A 16,826-nucleotide genomic window follows, 5' to 3' on the forward strand; every position below is an offset into this window, starting at 1 on the left:
GGCGCGGGAACGTCGTCGTCCTGGGCGGCGGCACCGCCGGCCTGAGCGCCGCGCGTCTCGCCGCCGGCATGGGCGCGGACGTCACCGTCTTCGACGTCGACCCCCTGCGCATGCGCCACATTGAGGAGATCGACGGCGGGGCCATCCGCACCCGCTTCTCCACCGAGCTCGACGTGGCCCGCGCCTGCGCCGGGGCGGACCTGGTCATCGGCGCCGTCCTCGTGCCCGGGGCCCGCACCCCCAGCCTCGTCACGCGCGCCACGGTGGAAACCATGCGACCCGGCAGCGTGCTGGTCGATATCGCCATCGATCAGGGCGGCTGCTTCGAGGACTCTCGCCCCACTACGCACTCGGAGCCCACCTTCGAGGTGGACGGCAAGATCTTCTACTGCGTGGCCAACATGCCTGGCGCTGTCCCGCACACCTCCACCTACGCGCTGACCAACGCCACCCTGCCCTACGCCCTCGCCCTGGCTGACGAGGGCTGGCGCGGCGCCATCGCTGCGCGCCCCGATCTCGCGCGCGGCCTGAGCACGCATGCCGGGACGCTCTACACCGCCGGGGTCGGCGAGGCTCTGGACATCCCCACGGCCGACGTCGTCGACCTGCTGAGCTGAGCGGTGAGAACCCGTCGCATCCGCGTTGCCAGCGGCACGGACCGCTGGGCGCACGACCTCTACCTGCGCGCCTTCCCCGAGGATGAGCGCCTGCCCTGGGCACTCATCCACCTGCTCAGCCTGCGGCGCGGCATCGACCTCGTCGCCTGGTGGGACCAGCCCGCCGGACCGACCCGTGCGGCCTCGCCGGATCCTGTCGCCCTGACCTGGACCGTGCGCCGCCCCGGCTCCCGGCTGCTCTACCTCTTCTACCTCGCCGTCGACGACGCCGCCCGCGGCCGAGGCCTGGGCACCCGCCTCCTGGCCGAGCTCGAGCGCCGTCACCCCGGCTGCAGCATCGTCCTGGACATCGAGCCCGTCATCGCCGAGGCCGACAATGCCGAGCAGCGACGTCGCCGGCTCGCCTTCTACGAGCGCGCCGGCTTCCGTGACACCGGGTACGCGGTCCTCGACTCGACGGAGAAATACTGGACCCTCGTGCGCGAGGCGCCGGGAACCACCTTCGACCCCGACGACTTCCGCGATGCCCTGCGCTGCCTGGATTGCGGCCTCATCACCGCGCGAGTGGTCCCGCGCGACCAGACATAGGTGGGACACAGGTTCATCCCATAGTCTCCACCCATGACAAGGACTCACCACTACAACGGTCTCAAGACCGCCGTCCTCCTGGGCGGCATGTGGAGCCTGCTTCTCCTTCTCGGCTACGCACTGACCCGGGGCACGGGCTCATCCATTTGGCTGTTCATCGTGCCGATCATCGGCGTCGCCCAGACCGCCTTCGCCTTCTGGAACTCCGACAAGATCGCGGTGCGCTCCATGGGCGCCATCGAGGTCACCGAGGACCAGCAGCCCCAGATGTACGCCATTGTGCGCGAGCTCTCCGCCGCTGCCGGCCAGCCCATGCCGCGCCTCTACGTGGCCCCCACGATGAGCCCCAACGCCTTTGCCACCGGCCGCAACCCGTCGCACGCCGCCGTGTGCTGCACCCAGGGCATCCTCCAGCTCCTCAATGAGCGCGAGCTGCGCGGCGTCCTGGGCCATGAGCTCTCTCACGTCTACAACCGCGACATCCTCACCTCCTCGGTGGCCGCGGGCATCGCCGGCATCATCTCCTCAGTAGCCACCATGGCCCTGTGGTTCGGCGGCGGCAACCGGCGCGACCGGGACGGCGGCAACATCATCGCCGTCCTGCTGCTCTCCCTCCTGGCGCCACTGGCCGCCACCATCACCCAGTTCGCCATCTCCCGGACCCGCGAGTACGACGCCGACCATGACGGCGCCGAGCTCACTCAGGACCCGCTCGCCCTGGCCAGCGCGCTCAGCAAGCTCGAGTCGGGCATCTCGCGCGTGCCCATGGGACAGGACCCGCGCCTCGAGCCGGTCTCCTCGATGATGATCGCCAACCCCTTTGGGAGCCTGCGCAACCTCTTCTCCACCCACCCTCCCATGGACAAGCGCATCGCCCGCCTCGAGCAGATGGCCGGGTACTGACGGTGACCCTGACCGTCGTCGGCGGACTGCCGGCAGTCGGCAAGACCGCCGTGTGCCGGGAGGTCCTGCGCCTGCGGGCCGAGGGACAGCCGCAGAGCCAACCGCCGACCTGGCTGCGCATCGACTCCATCGAGCAGGCCCTGCGAGACAGCGGCGAGATGATTCCCGGCGCGCCTGGAGGCGCTGGCTACTACGCGGCCGCCGCCGTCGCCCGAGACATCTTGGCCTCGGGCGGTGATGTTCTGGTCGAATGCGTCAACCCGCTGCCCATCACCCGCCGCCTGTGGGAGGAGACCGCCTCGGCCCGGGGATACCGGTTTCTCGCCGTCGAGCTCGTCTGCTCGGATACGATCGAGCACCGCCGCCGAGCCCAGCGGCGGAGCAGCGACATCGGCGGCCTGGAGCTCCCGGACTGGCGGGAGATCGAGCACCGCGACTATGTTCCCTGGCCCGAGGCCGACCTCCGCCTGGACACCGCCCGGCTCACCGCCGCCGAGGCCGCCCAGGCCATCATCGATCTCGGCCTCGCGGACTGAGCCAGGTGATGATGGATAGGGGAGTGGGCAGCCCACTCCCAACCGAAACCGACGATGATCTCGCCCGACGTATCCAGGGGGCCGTCGGCGGCGGTGAGCTGCGCGGCGCGACGTCCGGACCGGTTGAGCGGCTAGGAGCTGGAGAGAGCTACGTTGCCTGGCGAATCGGCTCCGGTGACCAGGCACGGGTCCTGCGTGTTCCCCGGCGCTCGCCCCATGAGATACCCCGCTCGATGACGGCCGAGTTCGAGACCCTCAGGCGCGTCCCGTCCGAGCTCGGAACCAGTGCCATCGCTTTGGAGACCGGAGTCGACAACCCGCTCGGCACCCCCTACATGGTGACCACCCACGTTCCCGGCCGGGCTCTGCGCGCCACCGACTGGAACCGGCAGCTCGCGACCGCCCTCGCCCACCAGATCGCCCGCCTGCACGAGGCGCTTGCGGTCCCGGCTACCCCGACCGATGCGGCTGGTGAGGCCAGCCCTGCGCCGTTGGCCACCCGGGTGCCGGGCGCTGGCGAGCAGGGGGAGGAGATGCTCGTCTGGTGGAGTGATCGCCACCCGGTCACTCTCACCGACCCTCGCGTCACCGCGCTTCTGCCCGCCTGGCGCCATGAGCTCGCCCGACTCGACCCCGCCTTCGAGACCGTCCCCACCCACCCGCTCATCCACGGTGACGTCGTCGTTCCGAACGTCATCCTCGGTCCCGACGGCGTCCCGCGGTTCATCGACTTCGAGTGGTCGGGCCCCGGCGATACTGCCAAGGACTTGGCCCTCATCGGCGGCCGGGTGACCGGCGGGCCCTGGTACCTGCCTATGACGCCCGACGACATCGCCGCCTTCGTCACTGAGTACTCGCGGTACTCGCGCCACCTGTTGCGCTCGCGGCTGGCACTGGATCCCGAGCAGCTGCTGGCCCGTCGAGACGCCTACGAGCTCCTCGACCGCCTGGGCAACCTCCTGTACTGCCTGAGCAGCCCCTGCGAGGCTCGCTATGGGAGATGGGCAGACGAGATCGCCCACAGCCTGGTCACCCGACTCGCAGACTGACATGTCGGGCTAGCCCCACCAAAGCCTCGCCAGGTGACAGGATTGGGCATGATTCCAGGCCTGAGGAGGATATGGGGCATGAACCGATCAACATGGGCCGCGCGCTACCGCCGACTCGGCAGGGACGCCGCCTTCCTCCTCCTGAGCTGGCCACTGAGCCTGCTCGCCTTCTGCCTCGTGCTTCCGCTGACGGTTGCCGGCACCGGTACCGTCATTATCGGGGTCGGTCTCCTCCTCCTGGTCCTGGCCCTGAGCATCGCCGGGGGCTTCGCCAACCTGGCCCGCCTCGGCGTGGCGCGCCTGGACGAGCGTGAGCCCAGGCCGGGCGGCTATCTGTCTCCTGTTCCGGAGGCTTCCGCGCGCCGTCGGCTCTTGCGACGCCTGCGCGACCCCCAGCGCTGGGTGGACCTGCTGTGGGTCATCGTCTACTTCCCGGTGTCCCTCGTCACCTGGATCCTCACTGTTGTGTGGCTGGCCCTGGCTGTGGGTGGCTTCCTCGCCCCTATCGCCGATGTCATTACCGAATCAATCCTTGGAGACCAACGCCAGGGTCTGTCCGATCTTCTGGGCCTGTACCCGCCCCTGCTCTGGGATGTCGTCATCGATCTCGCCTGCGGCATCATCTTCTCCCTGACCGCCCCCTTCGTCCTACGGGGCCTGGCCGCCATGCAGACAGGATTCATCCGCGGCATGCTCTCCTGGCGCAGTGAGGTCAGCCGCCTGCAAACCTCCCGTGCCGCCGTCCAACGGGCCGAGGCCGACACCCGCCGCCGCCTGGAGCGCGACATCCACGACGGCCCCCAACAGCGCCTCGTACGCCTGCGCATGGACCTGGCCCGGGCCCAGCGTCAGGCCGAGAAGGACCCGGTGGCAGCCTCCGCGATCATCCGGGGCGCCATGGACCAGACCCAGCAGACCCTCGATGAGCTGCGCCAGCTCTCCCGCGGCATCGCCCCGCCCGTTCTCGTCGACCGCGGCTTGGCCGCCGCTATCACCGAGGCCGCCACCCGCTCCGCTGTCCCGGTCACTGTGAGCACCGAGCTGTCCCAGGATCTGCCCGACCACGTTTCCCAAGCCGCCTACTTCGTGGTCAGCGAGTCCCTGGCCAACCTCAACAAGCACTCCGGGGCCACGGCCGCCGGTGTCGAGGCTCGCGTCGTCGACGGCTCCCTGCAGGTGAGGATCAGCGACAACGGTATCGGTGGGGCATCGACCGCCAAGGGCCACGGCCTGGCCGGCCTGGTCGAGCGCCTAAGCGGCGTCGACGGTAGGCTCACGCTCACATCCCCGACCGGCGGGCCGACCACAGTGGAGGCGATGATCCCGTGCGCGTTCTGATCGCTGATGACTCCGTCCTCCTGCGCGAGGGACTGGCACTCATCCTGACCGACGGCGGGCACGAGGTCGTCGGGGGAGTGGGGGACGGCGAGGCCCTCGTGAGTGAGGCGCTGCGGCTGCGGCCCGACGTCGTCGTCGCCGACATCCGCATGCCTCCGTCCCACACCGACGAGGGCCTGCGTGCCACCACCCGCATCCGCGACCAGTGGCCGGGTGCCCCCATCCTGCTGCTGAGCCAGTACGTCGTCGCAGGCTACCTGCCTGATCTCCTGGCCGATGGCGGAGGCGCCCTCGGCTACCTCCTCAAGGACCGGGTCGGCGACATCGACGCCTTCCTCAGCGCGGTCGAGCGGGTGGCGCGCGGTGAGCTCGTCCTGGATCCCGACGTCGTCTCCCAGGTTCTCCAGCGCGGACGGCGCGACGACCCGCTCGCCGAGCTCACGCCCCGTGAGCGCGAGGTGCTGGCGCTTATGGCCGAGGGCCGCACCAACGCCGGTATCGCCGAGATCATGGTGGTCACCGAGGGCGCCGTGGAGAAGCATACCCAGCGGATCTTCGCCAAGCTCGGTCTGCTGCCCGACGCTGCCGTCCACCGCCGCGTCAAGGCCGTCCTGGCACTTCTGTCAGCCTAGCGCGGTGCTTCGACCGCAGTTCTATTGGTTCTATCGGTAGTTAACGAATTGGAGGGCGGCGTCGACGTCGAGGTTCTTCAGCAGAGCGATGACCGTCTGGAGGTCGTCACGGGACTTGGAGGTCACACGCACCTCATCGCCCTGGATCGTGGCCTTGACGCTCTTGGGACCCTCGTCGCGGATCGCCTTGGTGATCTTCTTAGCGACCTCCTGGGTGAGTCCTTCGCGCAGGGGGCAGGCCAGACGATAGATCTTGCCCGAGGGACGCGGCTCCTTGTCCCCCAGGTCCAGGGCCTTGAGGGAGACGCCGCGGCGGAAGAGCTTGGACTCCAGGACGTCCAGGATCGCCAGGACCCGTTCGGCCGTGTTGGCCTCCAGGGTGATGGTGTCACCGGACAGACTCACGGAGGCGTCGACGCCGCGGAAGTCGTAGCGCTGGGAGATCTCCTTGGCGCACTGGTTAACGGCATTGTCCACCTCCTGGCGGTCGAGGCGGGAGACGACGTCGAAGGAGGAGTCGTTGGCCATGGCGGCAGTCCTTTCCGGGGTGGGACTTCAGTCGACCCGAGTCTAGGCGGGTTGTTCTGTGAGGAGGGTCCTACGGGGGCGATTGGCGCTGCGCGCCGCTGCCTTGCTATTCTTCCACGGCGCCAAGCGATGGCCGGGAGGTCGGAGCATGGAGCCGAAGGCGGGTTGCCCGAGCGGCCAATGGGAGCTGACTGTAAATCAGCCGCGTAATGCTACGGGGGTTCGAATCCCTCACCCGCCACGCCGATCACTCGTTGATCGCACCTCACCCTTGCGGTGAGGGCCGCAGTGAGCGAAGCCACGGCGGGCCGAATTGCCAGAGCAGTTCGGATCTGCCTACGATTCGGCTCGTTGCCCCGATAGCTCAGTCGGCAGAGCGTCTCCATGGTAAGGAGAAGGTCAAGGGTTCGATTCCCTTTCGGGGCTCTCGCAGCGGGGGCCATTGGCCCCCATTGTGGTCATATGGCGAGGTAGCTCAGCTGGTTAGAGCGCACGACTCATAATCGTGAGGTCGAGGGTTCGAGTCCCTCCCCCGCTACGCAAGCTTTCGAGTACAGCGCACCCGTCGCATGCTCGAGGATCGACACGAGGAGACAAACGTGGCCAGCAAGTCCGCCGACGTTCGCCCCAAGATCACTCTGGCCTGCTCGGAGTGCAAGGAGCGCAACTACATCACCAAGAAGAACCGTCGGAACACCCCCGACCGTCTCAGCATCTCCAAGTTCTGCGCTCGCTGCGGTAAGCACACCGAGCACCGCGAGACCCGCTGAGCAGCGCGTTCCGGCCCTGGTCGCGGTCTCCTGCGGCCTCAGGATCGAGCCCCGTTGACATGATGTCGGCGGGGCATCGTCGTCTCTGAAGCGGATGCCGCCTAGCATCGGTGACGTGAACGGCCTCAGCCCTTGGGACGACGTCGAGCGGCTCGCAGCGGTCCTCGCCGGGGTTCTCGAGACGGGATCATCCGGGCTGTCTCAGACGCAGCTCCGCCGTCTTGCGCTGAGGGGCGCCACACTGTCGCTTCCTCCTGTCCAGGCCATGCAGCGGTTCCAGGGGCGTCTGCGGGCCCACGGCGGGACCGCCGCCTGGAATGGTCTGCTGCACCGTCGCTGCCTCATGAGTCCGAGCGGTGCAGGTGACGGGGCTCCGGGGACCTCCCGGCGCCCTGAGGGGCTGTCGGTCCAGCGGACCGTCCGCGCGGGCTGGGAGCTCATCCGGGTAACCGCCGAAGTACAGAGCGTCGGACGGCGCTGGAGGGTCACCCACGAGCTCGCCCGCCGCGGCCCGGCCGATCAACCGGCGGCGACGAGGAAACTCACGGAGTCTGAGGCCGGATTTGATCCGCCATCCGGTGACAGGATCTACCGGCTCGCCTATGACGACGTCGTCGCCTGGGCGGAGGCGACCGGGGACCGCAACGCGATCCATCTCCTCCCCGGCAGGGCTGCTGAGCTCGGTCTGGAAGCCGGTCCCGATGACGTCGTGGCGCACGGCCTCCTGCTTGGTGCGCTCAGTCTTGCGGTTGCCCGGCCTTCGCCCCACCAGCAGATTCGCCTGAGATTCATTGGTGCTGCCGATGTACCTGCGCACTGTCTGGATGGAGGAGAGGCGTGGACGACGCTCGTTGTCGATCCCGGTAGCGGTGACATCGCCCGGTGTGGGCGCCTCGTCCTGCAGCGCCGGTGACGGAGCCCTCCCGGCACTGGATGCCGGAGTGGCCGCAGGCGCTGATCGATGCCCCATCGCCCCGTGAGGGAAAAATGATTACCTGCTGAAGGAAATTCTGACGGCGATTCACTGTTGTCTTGGTGGCGACGAGATGAGAAGGTGGAGGCGAATTGTTAACCTCCTTCGATCATCGGTCAGTGGGGATGATGACGTGACAAAGGTAGGTAATTCGAATGTCAATCTGATGGATGTCAGGGTGACATGAAGACAGTGTTCGAATTCCTTTCCGAAGTGGACGGAGCTCAGCTCGATCCGCGTAGTTTCAAGCAAAGATCAGTGTTGTGGATGGTGTTCTCGTGGTTGTTGGATGTTCTGAGTGACTGTACTGAAGTGCTGACGGTCTGACCGGGTGTGATAAAAAAGAAGTGGAGTTGCACTTGTGTGAAAGCCAAAGGCAGATGGCAAGTGAGCGCTAAAGGGTTCTCGACCCGTCCGGGTCGGTGCTGAGAGGAGTCGATAAGGTGATTACCGCAGAACGGACGATGGTGAAGCCGACGGCCTACACCGAGGACGTCGAGATGAAGTGGACTCAGAGCGACCAGGAGGCTGTCGAAGCCACCTACAGTCAGGAGTTTGCCGGGGCGGCAGGCCGGGCCGGGCTCGGCCAGATGTCAGCCGGCACCAGCGGTCAGGAAGAGTTCTTGGAGCAGCAGGAGGGCTTCCACCGGCTCGATGAGATCGAGATGGATGCCTGGCGCTCCTTCCTGGCAGCATCCACCTCCGTCACCGCCCGCCTCAACCGCGAGCTCGAAGCGGGCTGCGGCATCTCCATGCACGAGTACGAGATCCTAGTGCGCCTGTCCGAGGCGCCCGATCAGACCCTGCGCATGTCGACCCTCGCCGAGCACGTCTCCCACTCCCGCTCCCGCCTGACTCACACCGTTCGACGCCTGGAGAACGTGGGATACGTCGAGCGCGCGTCCTGCGACTCGGACCGCCGTGGCGTCAACTGCATGCTGACCCGGGCCGGGGTCGACTTCCTGCGCGAGGCCGCGCCGGTGCACCTCGACGGCTTGCGCCGCCACGTCATCGACCGTCTCAGCCGTGAGCAGCAGGTCGCCATGGCCGAGCTCATGAAGGTCATCGCGCAGGCCCCGGAATCCGCTGCGCCCTCAGCGTCGTCGACCTCCTCAGCGTCCTGACGCTCTCCTCATTGACTGTCTTGCGATCCGGTGGGCGTCGTCAGTCGGTTCCGCGACCGGCCGACGGCGCCCACAGGTCTGTCCAGCGCACTCCCAGATCAGCCAGGAGCCGGCGCAGTAGCGGCAGGGAGATGCCGACGACCCCGTGCGGATCGCCGTCGATCCCCTCGATGAAGGCGCCACCCAGGCCATCGATGGTGAAGGCGCCCGCGCACCACAGCGGTTCGCCGCTGGCGATGTATGCCTCGATCTCGTCCCGGGAGGGAGAGCCGAAGCGGACAGTGGCCGAACTGACCCCCTCGGCGATGGCCTCATTGGTGGTGCGCACCAGGAAGTGCCCCGTATACAGGGTGCCGGTGCCCCCGCTCATCACTCGCCAGCGCTCGCGGGCGTCCTTAGCATCGGTGGGCTTGCCGACGACCCGGCCGTCGATCTCCAGCATGGAGTCGCAACCCACGACCACCTCGGCCTCCTGCGGGTCGATGTCCGCCGCTACGTCGAGTGCCTTCGCCCGGGCCAGGGCCTGCACCTGCTCGGCGGCGCTCGGAGCGGGCAAACCCGTCGCCCGGCGTCGATCGGCCAGCTCGTGGAGCACGGCTTCCTCATCGACCGAGGAGGCTCGCACCAACGGCTCGACACCGGCGGCCCTCAGGGTCGACAAGCGGCCGGAGGATCGTGAAGCCAGGAGAATCACGTTGTCACCCTATACGGTTTCGGCGATTAGGCTCGTTTCATGAGTTCAGGTAGCAGCCCTTTCGAGCGTCTTGTCACCGTCCCCGTCACCGGTTCCACTCAGGATGATCTGCGCGATGCCTTGACGGGGCCCGAAGCGAGTTCCTGGCCGCACCTGTCCGCCCTGCGCGCACTGCGCCAGACCGCCGGCAGGGGGCGATCCGGCCATTCCTGGATCACTCCGAACGACGGCGCGCTCCTGGTCTCCGTGGTCCTGCGTCCCCTCGTTCCGGCCGAGCGCCTGGCCTGGCTGCCGCTGTTGGCCGGGTTGGCCGTCCGAGACGCTCTAGCGCCCTTCGTCGAGGAGCTCGAGTGGCGGCTGGGCACCAAGTGGCCCAACGATGTCGTTGCCGAGCCCAAGGATTCGTCAACCGTTGACGTAATACCAGGCTGGGCCGGATCCCGCAAGATAGCCGGAGTTCTCAGCGAGCTCATCACCCAGGATCCCTCCGAGACCCCTGCCGCTCGGCGACCGGCATCCGAGGAGGTTCCCGCCTCCCGCGATCAGGCCCCCGTGGTCGTCCTCGGTATCGGCGTCAACATCGCTCAGGAGGCCGAGGACCTGCCGGTGGCATGGGCGGGCTCCCTGCGCACACTCGGTGCCTTCGATGCGGACGCCGATGCCGCAGAGGCCATTCTCGAGGTGATCGGCCACCAGCTGGTCAGGCGTCTGGAGCAATGGGAGGCGGTGGACGGCGATGTCGACGCCGGGGAGGGAGTCCTCGGGGGCGAGCTGCGCGCAGCCCTGACCACCCTGGGGCAGCGGGTCAGCGTCCAGGCGCCCGGAGGCGAGCTCGACGGGCTAGCCGTCGACGTCACCCCCGCCCTGGTGCTGCGTGACCAGGGCGGTGATATCGAGGTCCGCGCCGGTGACGTGACCCTGGTGCGCGTCGAGGAATGACCCCGATGGGTCGTGGACAGGTGCTGTTCCGGGTAATGAATCTCCCGATGAGCATCCTCGTGTGATCTGCGCTACTCTGGCTGGGTGATATTAGACAGCCAAGCGAGTAAAGGGCGCACGTCGGACCCGCAGGAGGTTCGGGGAGGCGCTCAGCAGGAGGCTCACGGGGGCTCCCGACGTGTGAAGGGCAGGGCCTCCGTCGGGGTCGACCCCAAGGGACGGGACACCCTGGCGGGGCATGAGCACCTGCTGCTGGGGGAGGTCCCCAGCCTCACCCTAAGCGAGGTGGCCCAGCGGGCCGGAACCAGCCTGGAGATGGCGCGGAAGTTCTGGCGGGCCATGGGGTTCGCCGATGTCGAGCCGGATGCGGTCCACTTCACTCAGCAGGATGTTGATGCGCTGCGGGACACTGCGACGCTGCTCGGTGAGACCTGCGACTCCGCACTGGCCTCGGCCAGTGTGCTCGAGCTTCTGAGGGCCCAGTCCTATACGATGGACCGTCTGGTCCTGTGGGAGTTGGAGACCTTCGTCACCGATCTCGGTGAGCGTCTCGACCTGGATGACACCTCGGCGCGGCTGGTCGCCCTGGATCGTATCGACGGCCTGGTGGACCTCCTGTCCCGGCAACTGACCTATGTATGGCGCCGTCATATGGCCTCCATCCTGGGACGTACCGATGCAGAAGTCTCTGCCCGGGGACGCGAGGACACCGGCCCCGACCTCTATCCGCTCATCCGATCCCTGGGATTCGTCGACATCGTCTCCTTCACCCAGCGGGCCCAGGGCATGAGCAAGGCGGCCCTGACCCACATGCTCGAGGGCTTCGAGAACACGGCCCGCGACGTCATCACCTCGCGGGGCGCGCGTGTGGTCAAGACGATCGGCGATGCCGTCATGTACATCTCCGACGACCTGCTGATCGCCGCCGACGTCGTCACCGCCCTGGTCGACGAGCTCCAGAAGGGTCCCGACGCCATCCGGGTCCGGGCCAGCCTCGTCGAGGGGCGGGTCATCTCCCGCTCCGGGGATGTGTTCGGGCCCACCGTCAATCTGGCGTCACGGCTCGTGGACACGGCCGAGCCAGGCGGTATCCGCCTGGACGAGGCGACCGCTATGGCCATTCTCCATTCGCCGCAGGCCGGCAGGTACCGGGTGGGGCAGTGCCATGAGGTCGTGGCCAAAGGGCTCGGGCAGATCATCCCCTGGTCCCTGGAAAGGATCTCGCCGACCCGGTCCTGAGACGAGCCGGGTGGCCCGAAACCTCCGTTATCATCTCGTTATCCATTGGTCACCCATCTGTTGAGGGGTCACGCTCGGATCGCGGTTTGCCGCTGTATCTCCTGAGAAACCCGTTCTGCTTGTCGAGGAGCGGCAGGTTCGCCGCCTTGGTGCTGGTCACGTCCCGGTATCTTCTCCGCCCCTGGGACGATGGCGGGCGGGTGCATCGTCGCCTAACATCGCGGATGTGACAACTGTTCTGCTCGTCGAAGACGACCCTGCCATCTCCGAGCCCCTTGCCCGCGCCTTCGGGCGCGAGGGCTATGAGGTTCTCACTCACGGCACCGGTAAAGGTGCCCTCGAGGAGGTTTCGGCCGCCGACATCATCGTCCTGGACCTCGGCCTGCCAGATATCGACGGTCTGGACGTGGCCCGTCAGGTGCGCGCTCAGGGCCTGACCATCCCGATCCTCATGCTCACCGCACGCAGCGAGGACTCCGACCTCGTCGTCGGCCTGGATGCCGGAGCCGACGACTATGTCACCAAGCCGTTCCGTTTGGCCGAGCTGCTGGCCAGGGTGCGGGCGCAGGTGCGTCGCGCCTCGGGTGAGGCCACGGAGGACGAGTTGAGCTTTGGGGAGATTCGGGTCGACGTCGCCGCCCACAGGGCCTTCGTCGGCTCACGGGAGCTGCAGCTGACGACTCGCGAGTTCGAGCTGCTGCGCGTCCTGGTGCGCGCCGGGGGAGACGTCGCCTCCGGGGAGGACATCCTCAAGGAGGTCTGGGGCGAGGATCCCACCGGGAGCCCCCAGACCCTTCAGATGCACGCCACCTGGCTGCGCCGCAAGCTCGGCGACGACGAGGAGCGGCCCGCGCTTCTGCTGGCCCAGGAGGACGGCTACCACCTGGCCGTCGGCTGAGCCGCTGATGAGCCATTGACCGGGGCGGAATCCCGGATGCCGCCGCACAAGGGAGCCGCCCCGGACACCTGATCGTGTCTGAAGGAGGACAGCCATGCGCCGCTACGCCATGACGATGACGATGGCAGCGGTGTCAGTGGCCATCCTCCTGCTGGGACTGCCACTAGGGGGCGCCTGGATCGCCAGCGCGCTGCGCACCGCCGGGGGCGAGAACCGGGTCACTATCATCGGCACGGTTATCCTTACGGTCCTGGTGCTCACCGGAACCGCGCTCACGGCGGCCTCCGTCGTGGCCTCCCGGGCGGCCAGGCGCATCTCTGCACCCCTCATCTACCTGGCCGCCGAGGCCGAGCAGCTTGGCAGCGGTCAGGTCCGCCCGCGGCTGCGCTCCTCGGGGATCGAGGAGATCGACCTGGTCCAGGCCGAGCTCGTACGCTCGGCCGAGCGCGTGGCCGGGCGGATTGCCGCCGAGCGCCAGTTCGCCTCCGATGCCTCGCACCAGCTGCGCACGCCATTGACCAGCCTGTCCCTGCGTCTGGAGGAGATCGGGCTGCTCGCCAGTGAGGATGAGGTGAGAGCCGAGGCCCACGCCTGCCTGGAGCAGGTCGAGCGGCTCACCGGCGTCGTCGAGGACCTGCTCAAGGTCTCACGCCGGACCGGTGGCGGAACGACCGAGGCCCTTCACCTTAAGGATATCTTCGCTCAGCAGCGCGAGGAGTGGGAGCCTGCCTTTGAGCAGGCCGGGCGCACCATCACCTTCCGCGACGAGATCAGCCACCCGGTCCTGGCCACACCCGGCTCCTTGGCCCAGGTGCTGGCCACCGTCGTCGAGAACTCCCTGCGTTACGGGGCCGGGACGACCTCGGTGAGCGTGCGCAGCGCCAACGGCGGTCACGCCGTCTTCATCGATATCGCCGACGAGGGCGAGGGCGTGGCGGAGGACATCGCCCCGCATGTTTTCGAGCGGCACGTCTCCGGCTACGGTTCCACCGGCGTGGGCCTGGCGCTGGCCAAGGACCTCGTCGAGGCCGACGGCGGCCGCATCGAGTTGTCCCAGCGCAGTCCGGCCGTCTTCTCCATCCTGCTCAACGCCGTCCCCAAGTCCCTGGACCCCAACAACGTCCTGCCGCAAGGGGCGCTGGTCTCCGTGGGCCGACGCCGTCGGTTCTGACCGCTCGCGCAATGCGCGGACGCGCCATAGGACTCGAAGACTGGCCTTGCGGGACAGTCTGCGGCCTAAGGCGCGTCCGCGGTGGAGGGGGATGGGAGGAGTGGGGTGCGTCAGGACTTCTGACGACGGGACCTGATGAACTTCGAGATGGCGGAAGCGAGCATCGGCGCGACCGAGATGAAGACGATCACCAGGATCATGGCGTCGATGTTCTCCCGGATCCACTGGAAGGAACCCAGGAAGTAGCCCAGCCAGGTGATGCCGAATGCCCAGAAGGCGGCGCCCAGGACGTTGAAGGTGATGAAGTGGCGGTAGTGCATCTTACCCACGCCGGCGATGACGGGCGTGAAGGTGCGCACGATCGGCACGAACTGGGCGAGGGTGACGGCCTTGCCGCCGTGGCGCTCGAAAAAGGCCGAGGTTCGGTCCACATACTCCTGCTTGAACAAGCGCGAGTCGGGCTTGTTGAAGATCGCGGGTCCCACCTTGCGGCCAATGAGGTAGCCGGTCTGGTTGCCGGCGATGGCGGCCAGAAACACGAGGGGCGCCGCCACCCAGATGTGCACGCCGACGGCTCCGGTGCCCACGAACATCCCCAGGGTGAAGAGCAGGGAGTCGCCCGGCAGGAAGAAGCCGATGAGCAGGCCGGTTTCGGCGAAGATGACGAGCATAACGCCGACGATGGCCCAGGGGCCGAACCATTTGACGATCGTTGTGATGAGGTTGGCGGCGTCGAGCCATTCGGGGCCGAGCATCGGGGCGTGGGCGGCGGGCAGGTTCAGTGCCGGGGCCAAGACGGTCAGGGCAGTCACCGTGCAAGGCTAAGCGGCGTTCCGGCAACCGTGCCGTGAGAGTGGTCCCCTCCGGACTGTGGAATCGGGCACTCCGCTGCCGATGCGCCTCGGCGCGCCCACTCGCCCCCGTGTTTCAGGGACGGACTGCGGCCGGGAGTCGGGACTCGATGTCGTCACCGGCAGGGTCGTCACCGCCGGTGCCGGTACTGCCGCCAGGACGACCGATGCCGTCGGCGTCGTCGTCGCGGTCCTTATGACCGGTGAAAACGATGTAGTGGTAGAAGACGAACCGGAAGGCGGTCCCCAGTCCGAAACCGACGACGTAGGCTGCGATATTGTCCGCCAAAGGTGAGGTCAGTCCCAGCACATGGTGGGTGAAGAGCAGGCAGAACTGGGAGATGACGATTCCGCCCAGGTTGGCCAGGGCGAACAGGGTGGCCTCACGGGCGACGTTCCTCCGGGTGCGGCCCCGGTAGGTCCAGTAGCGGTTCGCCAGCCAGGAGAAGATAGTCGCGGTGGAGGAGGCCAGGAGCTGAGCGGAGTTCGGGTGCCCGGCGAGGAAGCCTGTGGGGCCGTGCTGGAACAGGTTGAACAGGCTGGCATCGATCACGTAGGCCGCAGCGCCCACCATGCCGAACTGCATGAACTCCTTGATGAGGGCGATGAGCCGCTGCGTCAAGGAAATGCTGGGGGAGCGCGTCATGATCGGCATCCTATGTCGGTCTCAGTCACGTCACGCAAGCTGAAACCGGTCACGGAACCCAGTGAACGCTGACGCTGCCGAAGTCCCACACCCAGGAGACCCACACCAGCTGGCCGACGACACAGACCGCCAGCAGCGCCAGTCGCCGTCGGGTGGTTCCGGCCGCGGCGGCCAGCGCCCAGCCCGCCGGGGCCAGGGGCAGCAGCAGGCGCAGCACCGACGTCGTCGGATCGAAGAAGGCCAGCAGGTAGAGGAGGTAGCCCAGGCACCAGAACCAGACGGCGGGCCCCAGGGCACGGAGGCCGGGGGCGCTCAGCAGCAGAGCCACGGCCACCAGGACGACGACGAGCAGGAACGGCCCCAGGTGGGGGCCCACCCAGTCGCCCATCCGGGTCAGCCATGGTGTGAAAGGGATCAGGCTATTGCCGCGCCAGGAGGTCTCGGTGGCCGTGTAGGCGTCCTGGCGGCCCGTGGTCATCCAGGCGATAGCCGGCCAGGCCAGGGCAGCCGCGCAGGTGATCAGCGCCAGGGTCAGGAGGCGCCAGCGCCCGCTCGGGCTCTGGGGCGCGTGCCCCGGCAGGAGTTTGGGGAACCGGGCCGGTGGGAGCCAGCCCCTGGCGCAGGCCACCTCCCATGCCCACCACAGCCCCAGTGCCGCCCCCAGTGGAACGCCGACGGGCCGGGCGAAGCAGGCGGCCACCGCGAAGGGGATCGCCGCGAGCGCCCGCCCACGGCTCGCCTGCCACAGCGTCAGCCCCACCAGCCCCAATCCCAGGGACTCGGCGTAGGGGACCTGGAGGACAGCGGCGCACGGCGAGGACCACACTAGGGCCACTGCCCACAAGGAGTTCTGTCGCCCCGTCACCGGTGAGAGCCAGTGGTCCATCACGACCGCCGCGCCCGCCGAGGCCAGGATCGATACGATCGCGGCGCGCGTGTAGAAGGACCATCCGGTCCAAGCCAGTAGGGAGGCCAGGCCGCTCAGCAGTGGCATGAAGGCCCAGGTGTTTTGCGTGACCCGTCCGTCGGCACTGACGGGCAGCCGGGCGGGGTATCCCTCCTCGATGATCCGGTTGTACCAGCCGGCGTCCCAGAAGCGCATGTGTTCCTCCCAGGACGGTGCGGCCCCGCCCCAGGGAGTGGCCGGTGTGTCTTGGGCGCCCAGGCGCAGGATGAGGAAGGTCAGGATGCTCGCCGCCGCCCAAACGGATAGGACTTGGAGGGGGCGGGGCAGGCCGGACAGTGGGCCGTGCGAGGTCTGCGGTACCTGCTGGATGGTGGAGGAGTCTGCGGCGGGTGGCGTCACGGCCCCCACCCTACGGTCTGGCGG

General features: G+C 67.9%; 19 protein-coding genes and 3 tRNA genes. 17 read left to right on the forward strand and 5 right to left on the reverse strand.

What is annotated here, in order from left to right; all coding sequences use genetic code 11:
• From HMPREF0975_RS09490 to HMPREF0975_RS09520, 7 genes are all read left to right on the forward strand, one after another.
• Positions 1-617, forward strand: a 617-nt coding sequence (locus HMPREF0975_RS09490) for an alanine dehydrogenase (protein WP_009233944.1), incomplete at its 5' end; no start/stop codon positions are given.
• Between the two features lie 3 nt (positions 618-620).
• A complete protein-coding gene (locus HMPREF0975_RS09495; protein WP_009233945.1) occupies positions 621-1,205 on the forward strand; it encodes a GNAT family N-acetyltransferase in 585 nt (194 codons plus the stop codon).
• A 33-nt stretch (positions 1,206-1,238) separates the two neighbouring features.
• Positions 1,239-2,108 carry a zinc metalloprotease HtpX gene (htpX, locus tag HMPREF0975_RS09500; RefSeq protein ID WP_009233946.1) on the forward strand — a complete coding sequence of 290 codons (870 nt, stop codon included), beginning with the start codon at positions 1,239-1,241 and terminating at the stop codon, positions 2,106-2,108.
• A gap of 2 nt (positions 2,109-2,110) precedes the next feature.
• Positions 2,111-2,644: an AAA family ATPase gene (locus tag HMPREF0975_RS09505; protein ID WP_009233947.1), complete on the forward strand. Its 534-nt coding sequence runs from the start codon at positions 2,111-2,113 to the stop codon at positions 2,642-2,644.
• An 11-nt stretch (positions 2,645-2,655) separates the two neighbouring features.
• Complete coding sequence (locus HMPREF0975_RS09510; protein WP_009233948.1) at positions 2,656-3,693, forward strand: phosphotransferase family protein; 1,038 nt, start codon at positions 2,656-2,658, stop codon at positions 3,691-3,693.
• A gap of 78 nt (positions 3,694-3,771) precedes the next feature.
• Positions 3,772-5,031 (forward strand): sensor histidine kinase, encoded by a 1,260-nt coding sequence (locus tag HMPREF0975_RS09515; RefSeq protein WP_009233949.1) that lies wholly within the window; start codon positions 3,772-3,774, stop codon positions 5,029-5,031.
• A complete protein-coding gene (locus HMPREF0975_RS09520; RefSeq protein ID WP_009233950.1) occupies positions 5,019-5,663 on the forward strand; it encodes a response regulator in 645 nt (214 codons plus the stop codon). The genes HMPREF0975_RS09515 and HMPREF0975_RS09520 overlap by 13 nt, the downstream gene beginning before the upstream one ends.
• Positions 5,664-5,693: 30 nt before the next feature.
• Here the strand turns inward: HMPREF0975_RS09520 and HMPREF0975_RS09525 are convergent, their stop codons facing one another.
• Entirely contained in the window at positions 5,694-6,191 is a 498-nt protein-coding gene (locus HMPREF0975_RS09525; protein ID WP_003787109.1) for a YajQ family cyclic di-GMP-binding protein, read from the reverse strand.
• A 159-nt stretch (positions 6,192-6,350) separates the two neighbouring features.
• Here HMPREF0975_RS09525 and HMPREF0975_RS09530 point away from each other — a divergent pair.
• From HMPREF0975_RS09530 to HMPREF0975_RS09555, 6 genes are all read left to right on the forward strand, one after another.
• A tRNA-Tyr gene (locus tag HMPREF0975_RS09530) sits at positions 6,351-6,432 on the forward strand.
• A 112-nt stretch (positions 6,433-6,544) separates the two neighbouring features.
• Positions 6,545-6,617: transfer RNA gene (locus tag HMPREF0975_RS09535), tRNA-Thr, on the forward strand.
• A 38-nt stretch (positions 6,618-6,655) separates the two neighbouring features.
• Positions 6,656-6,729, forward strand: a tRNA-Met gene (locus HMPREF0975_RS09540).
• A gap of 61 nt (positions 6,730-6,790) precedes the next feature.
• The gene (gene rpmG, locus HMPREF0975_RS09545; RefSeq protein ID WP_009233951.1) at positions 6,791-6,961 is read left to right on the forward strand and encodes a 50S ribosomal protein L33; all 171 of its coding nucleotides are present in this window, start codon (positions 6,791-6,793) and stop codon (positions 6,959-6,961) included.
• Between the two features lie 115 nt (positions 6,962-7,076).
• On the forward strand, positions 7,077-7,874 hold the full coding sequence (locus HMPREF0975_RS09550; RefSeq protein WP_232212502.1) for a hypothetical protein: 798 nt from the start codon (positions 7,077-7,079) through the stop codon (positions 7,872-7,874).
• A 503-nt stretch (positions 7,875-8,377) separates the two neighbouring features.
• Positions 8,378-9,058 carry a MarR family winged helix-turn-helix transcriptional regulator gene (locus tag HMPREF0975_RS09555; protein ID WP_009233953.1) on the forward strand — a complete coding sequence of 227 codons (681 nt, stop codon included), beginning with the start codon at positions 8,378-8,380 and terminating at the stop codon, positions 9,056-9,058.
• A gap of 40 nt (positions 9,059-9,098) precedes the next feature.
• Here the strand turns inward: HMPREF0975_RS09555 and HMPREF0975_RS09560 are convergent, their stop codons facing one another.
• Positions 9,099-9,752: a Maf family protein gene (locus HMPREF0975_RS09560; protein ID WP_009233954.1), complete on the reverse strand. Its 654-nt coding sequence runs from the start codon at positions 9,750-9,752 to the stop codon at positions 9,099-9,101.
• A gap of 39 nt (positions 9,753-9,791) precedes the next feature.
• Here HMPREF0975_RS09560 and HMPREF0975_RS09565 point away from each other — a divergent pair, with 39 nt between their 5' ends.
• The 4 genes from HMPREF0975_RS09565 (at position 9,792) to HMPREF0975_RS09580 (ending at position 13,999) form a co-directional block, all read left to right on the forward strand.
• Complete coding sequence (locus HMPREF0975_RS09565) at positions 9,792-10,691, forward strand: biotin--[acetyl-CoA-carboxylase] ligase (protein WP_009233955.1); 900 nt, start codon at positions 9,792-9,794, stop codon at positions 10,689-10,691.
• 180 nt (positions 10,692-10,871) lie between these two features.
• Positions 10,872-11,930, forward strand: a complete 1,059-nt coding sequence (locus HMPREF0975_RS09570; RefSeq protein WP_009233956.1) for an adenylate/guanylate cyclase domain-containing protein — start codon at positions 10,872-10,874, stop codon at positions 11,928-11,930.
• Between the two features lie 226 nt (positions 11,931-12,156).
• Complete coding sequence (locus HMPREF0975_RS09575; protein ID WP_009233957.1) at positions 12,157-12,828, forward strand: response regulator transcription factor; 672 nt, start codon at positions 12,157-12,159, stop codon at positions 12,826-12,828.
• A gap of 94 nt (positions 12,829-12,922) precedes the next feature.
• Positions 12,923-13,999: a sensor histidine kinase gene (locus tag HMPREF0975_RS09580; protein WP_009233958.1), complete on the forward strand. Its 1,077-nt coding sequence runs from the start codon at positions 12,923-12,925 to the stop codon at positions 13,997-13,999.
• 110 nt (positions 14,000-14,109) lie between these two features.
• Here HMPREF0975_RS09580 and HMPREF0975_RS09585 read toward each other — a convergent pair whose 3' ends face one another.
• The 3 genes from HMPREF0975_RS09585 to HMPREF0975_RS09595 form a co-directional block, all read right to left on the reverse strand.
• Positions 14,110-14,811 carry a VTT domain-containing protein gene (locus tag HMPREF0975_RS09585; protein WP_009233959.1) on the reverse strand — a complete coding sequence of 234 codons (702 nt, stop codon included), beginning with the start codon at positions 14,809-14,811 and terminating at the stop codon, positions 14,110-14,112.
• A gap of 115 nt (positions 14,812-14,926) precedes the next feature.
• Positions 14,927-15,496 (reverse strand): GtrA family protein, encoded by a 570-nt coding sequence (locus HMPREF0975_RS09590; protein WP_009233960.1) that lies wholly within the window; start codon positions 15,494-15,496, stop codon positions 14,927-14,929.
• Positions 15,497-15,545: 49 nt separating this feature from the next.
• Positions 15,546-16,802: a hypothetical protein gene (locus tag HMPREF0975_RS09595; protein ID WP_009233961.1), complete on the reverse strand. Its 1,257-nt coding sequence runs from the start codon at positions 16,800-16,802 to the stop codon at positions 15,546-15,548.
• Positions 16,803-16,826: the final 24 nt, after the last annotated feature.

This window comes from Actinomyces sp. oral taxon 849 str. F0330 (assembly GCF_000239715.1).
Lineage (GTDB): Bacteria > Actinomycetota > Actinomycetes > Actinomycetales > Actinomycetaceae > Actinomyces > Actinomyces johnsonii.

Coding starts and splice junctions, on each gene's coding strand:
- HMPREF0975_RS09580 (WP_009233958.1), top strand. CDS start 12,923: ATGCGCCGCTACGCCATGACGATGACGATGGCAGCGGTGTCAGTGGCC.
- HMPREF0975_RS09525 (WP_003787109.1), bottom strand. CDS start 6,191: ATGGCCAACGACTCCTCCTTCGACGTCGTCTCCCGCCTCGACCGCCAG.
- HMPREF0975_RS09510 (WP_009233948.1), top strand. CDS start 2,656: ATGGATAGGGGAGTGGGCAGCCCACTCCCAACCGAAACCGACGATGAT.
- htpX (WP_009233946.1), top strand. CDS start 1,239: ATGACAAGGACTCACCACTACAACGGTCTCAAGACCGCCGTCCTCCTG.
- HMPREF0975_RS09590 (WP_009233960.1), bottom strand. CDS start 15,496: ATGACGCGCTCCCCCAGCATTTCCTTGACGCAGCGGCTCATCGCCCTC.
- HMPREF0975_RS09515 (WP_009233949.1), top strand. CDS start 3,772: ATGAACCGATCAACATGGGCCGCGCGCTACCGCCGACTCGGCAGGGAC.
- HMPREF0975_RS09565 (WP_009233955.1), top strand. CDS start 9,792: ATGAGTTCAGGTAGCAGCCCTTTCGAGCGTCTTGTCACCGTCCCCGTC.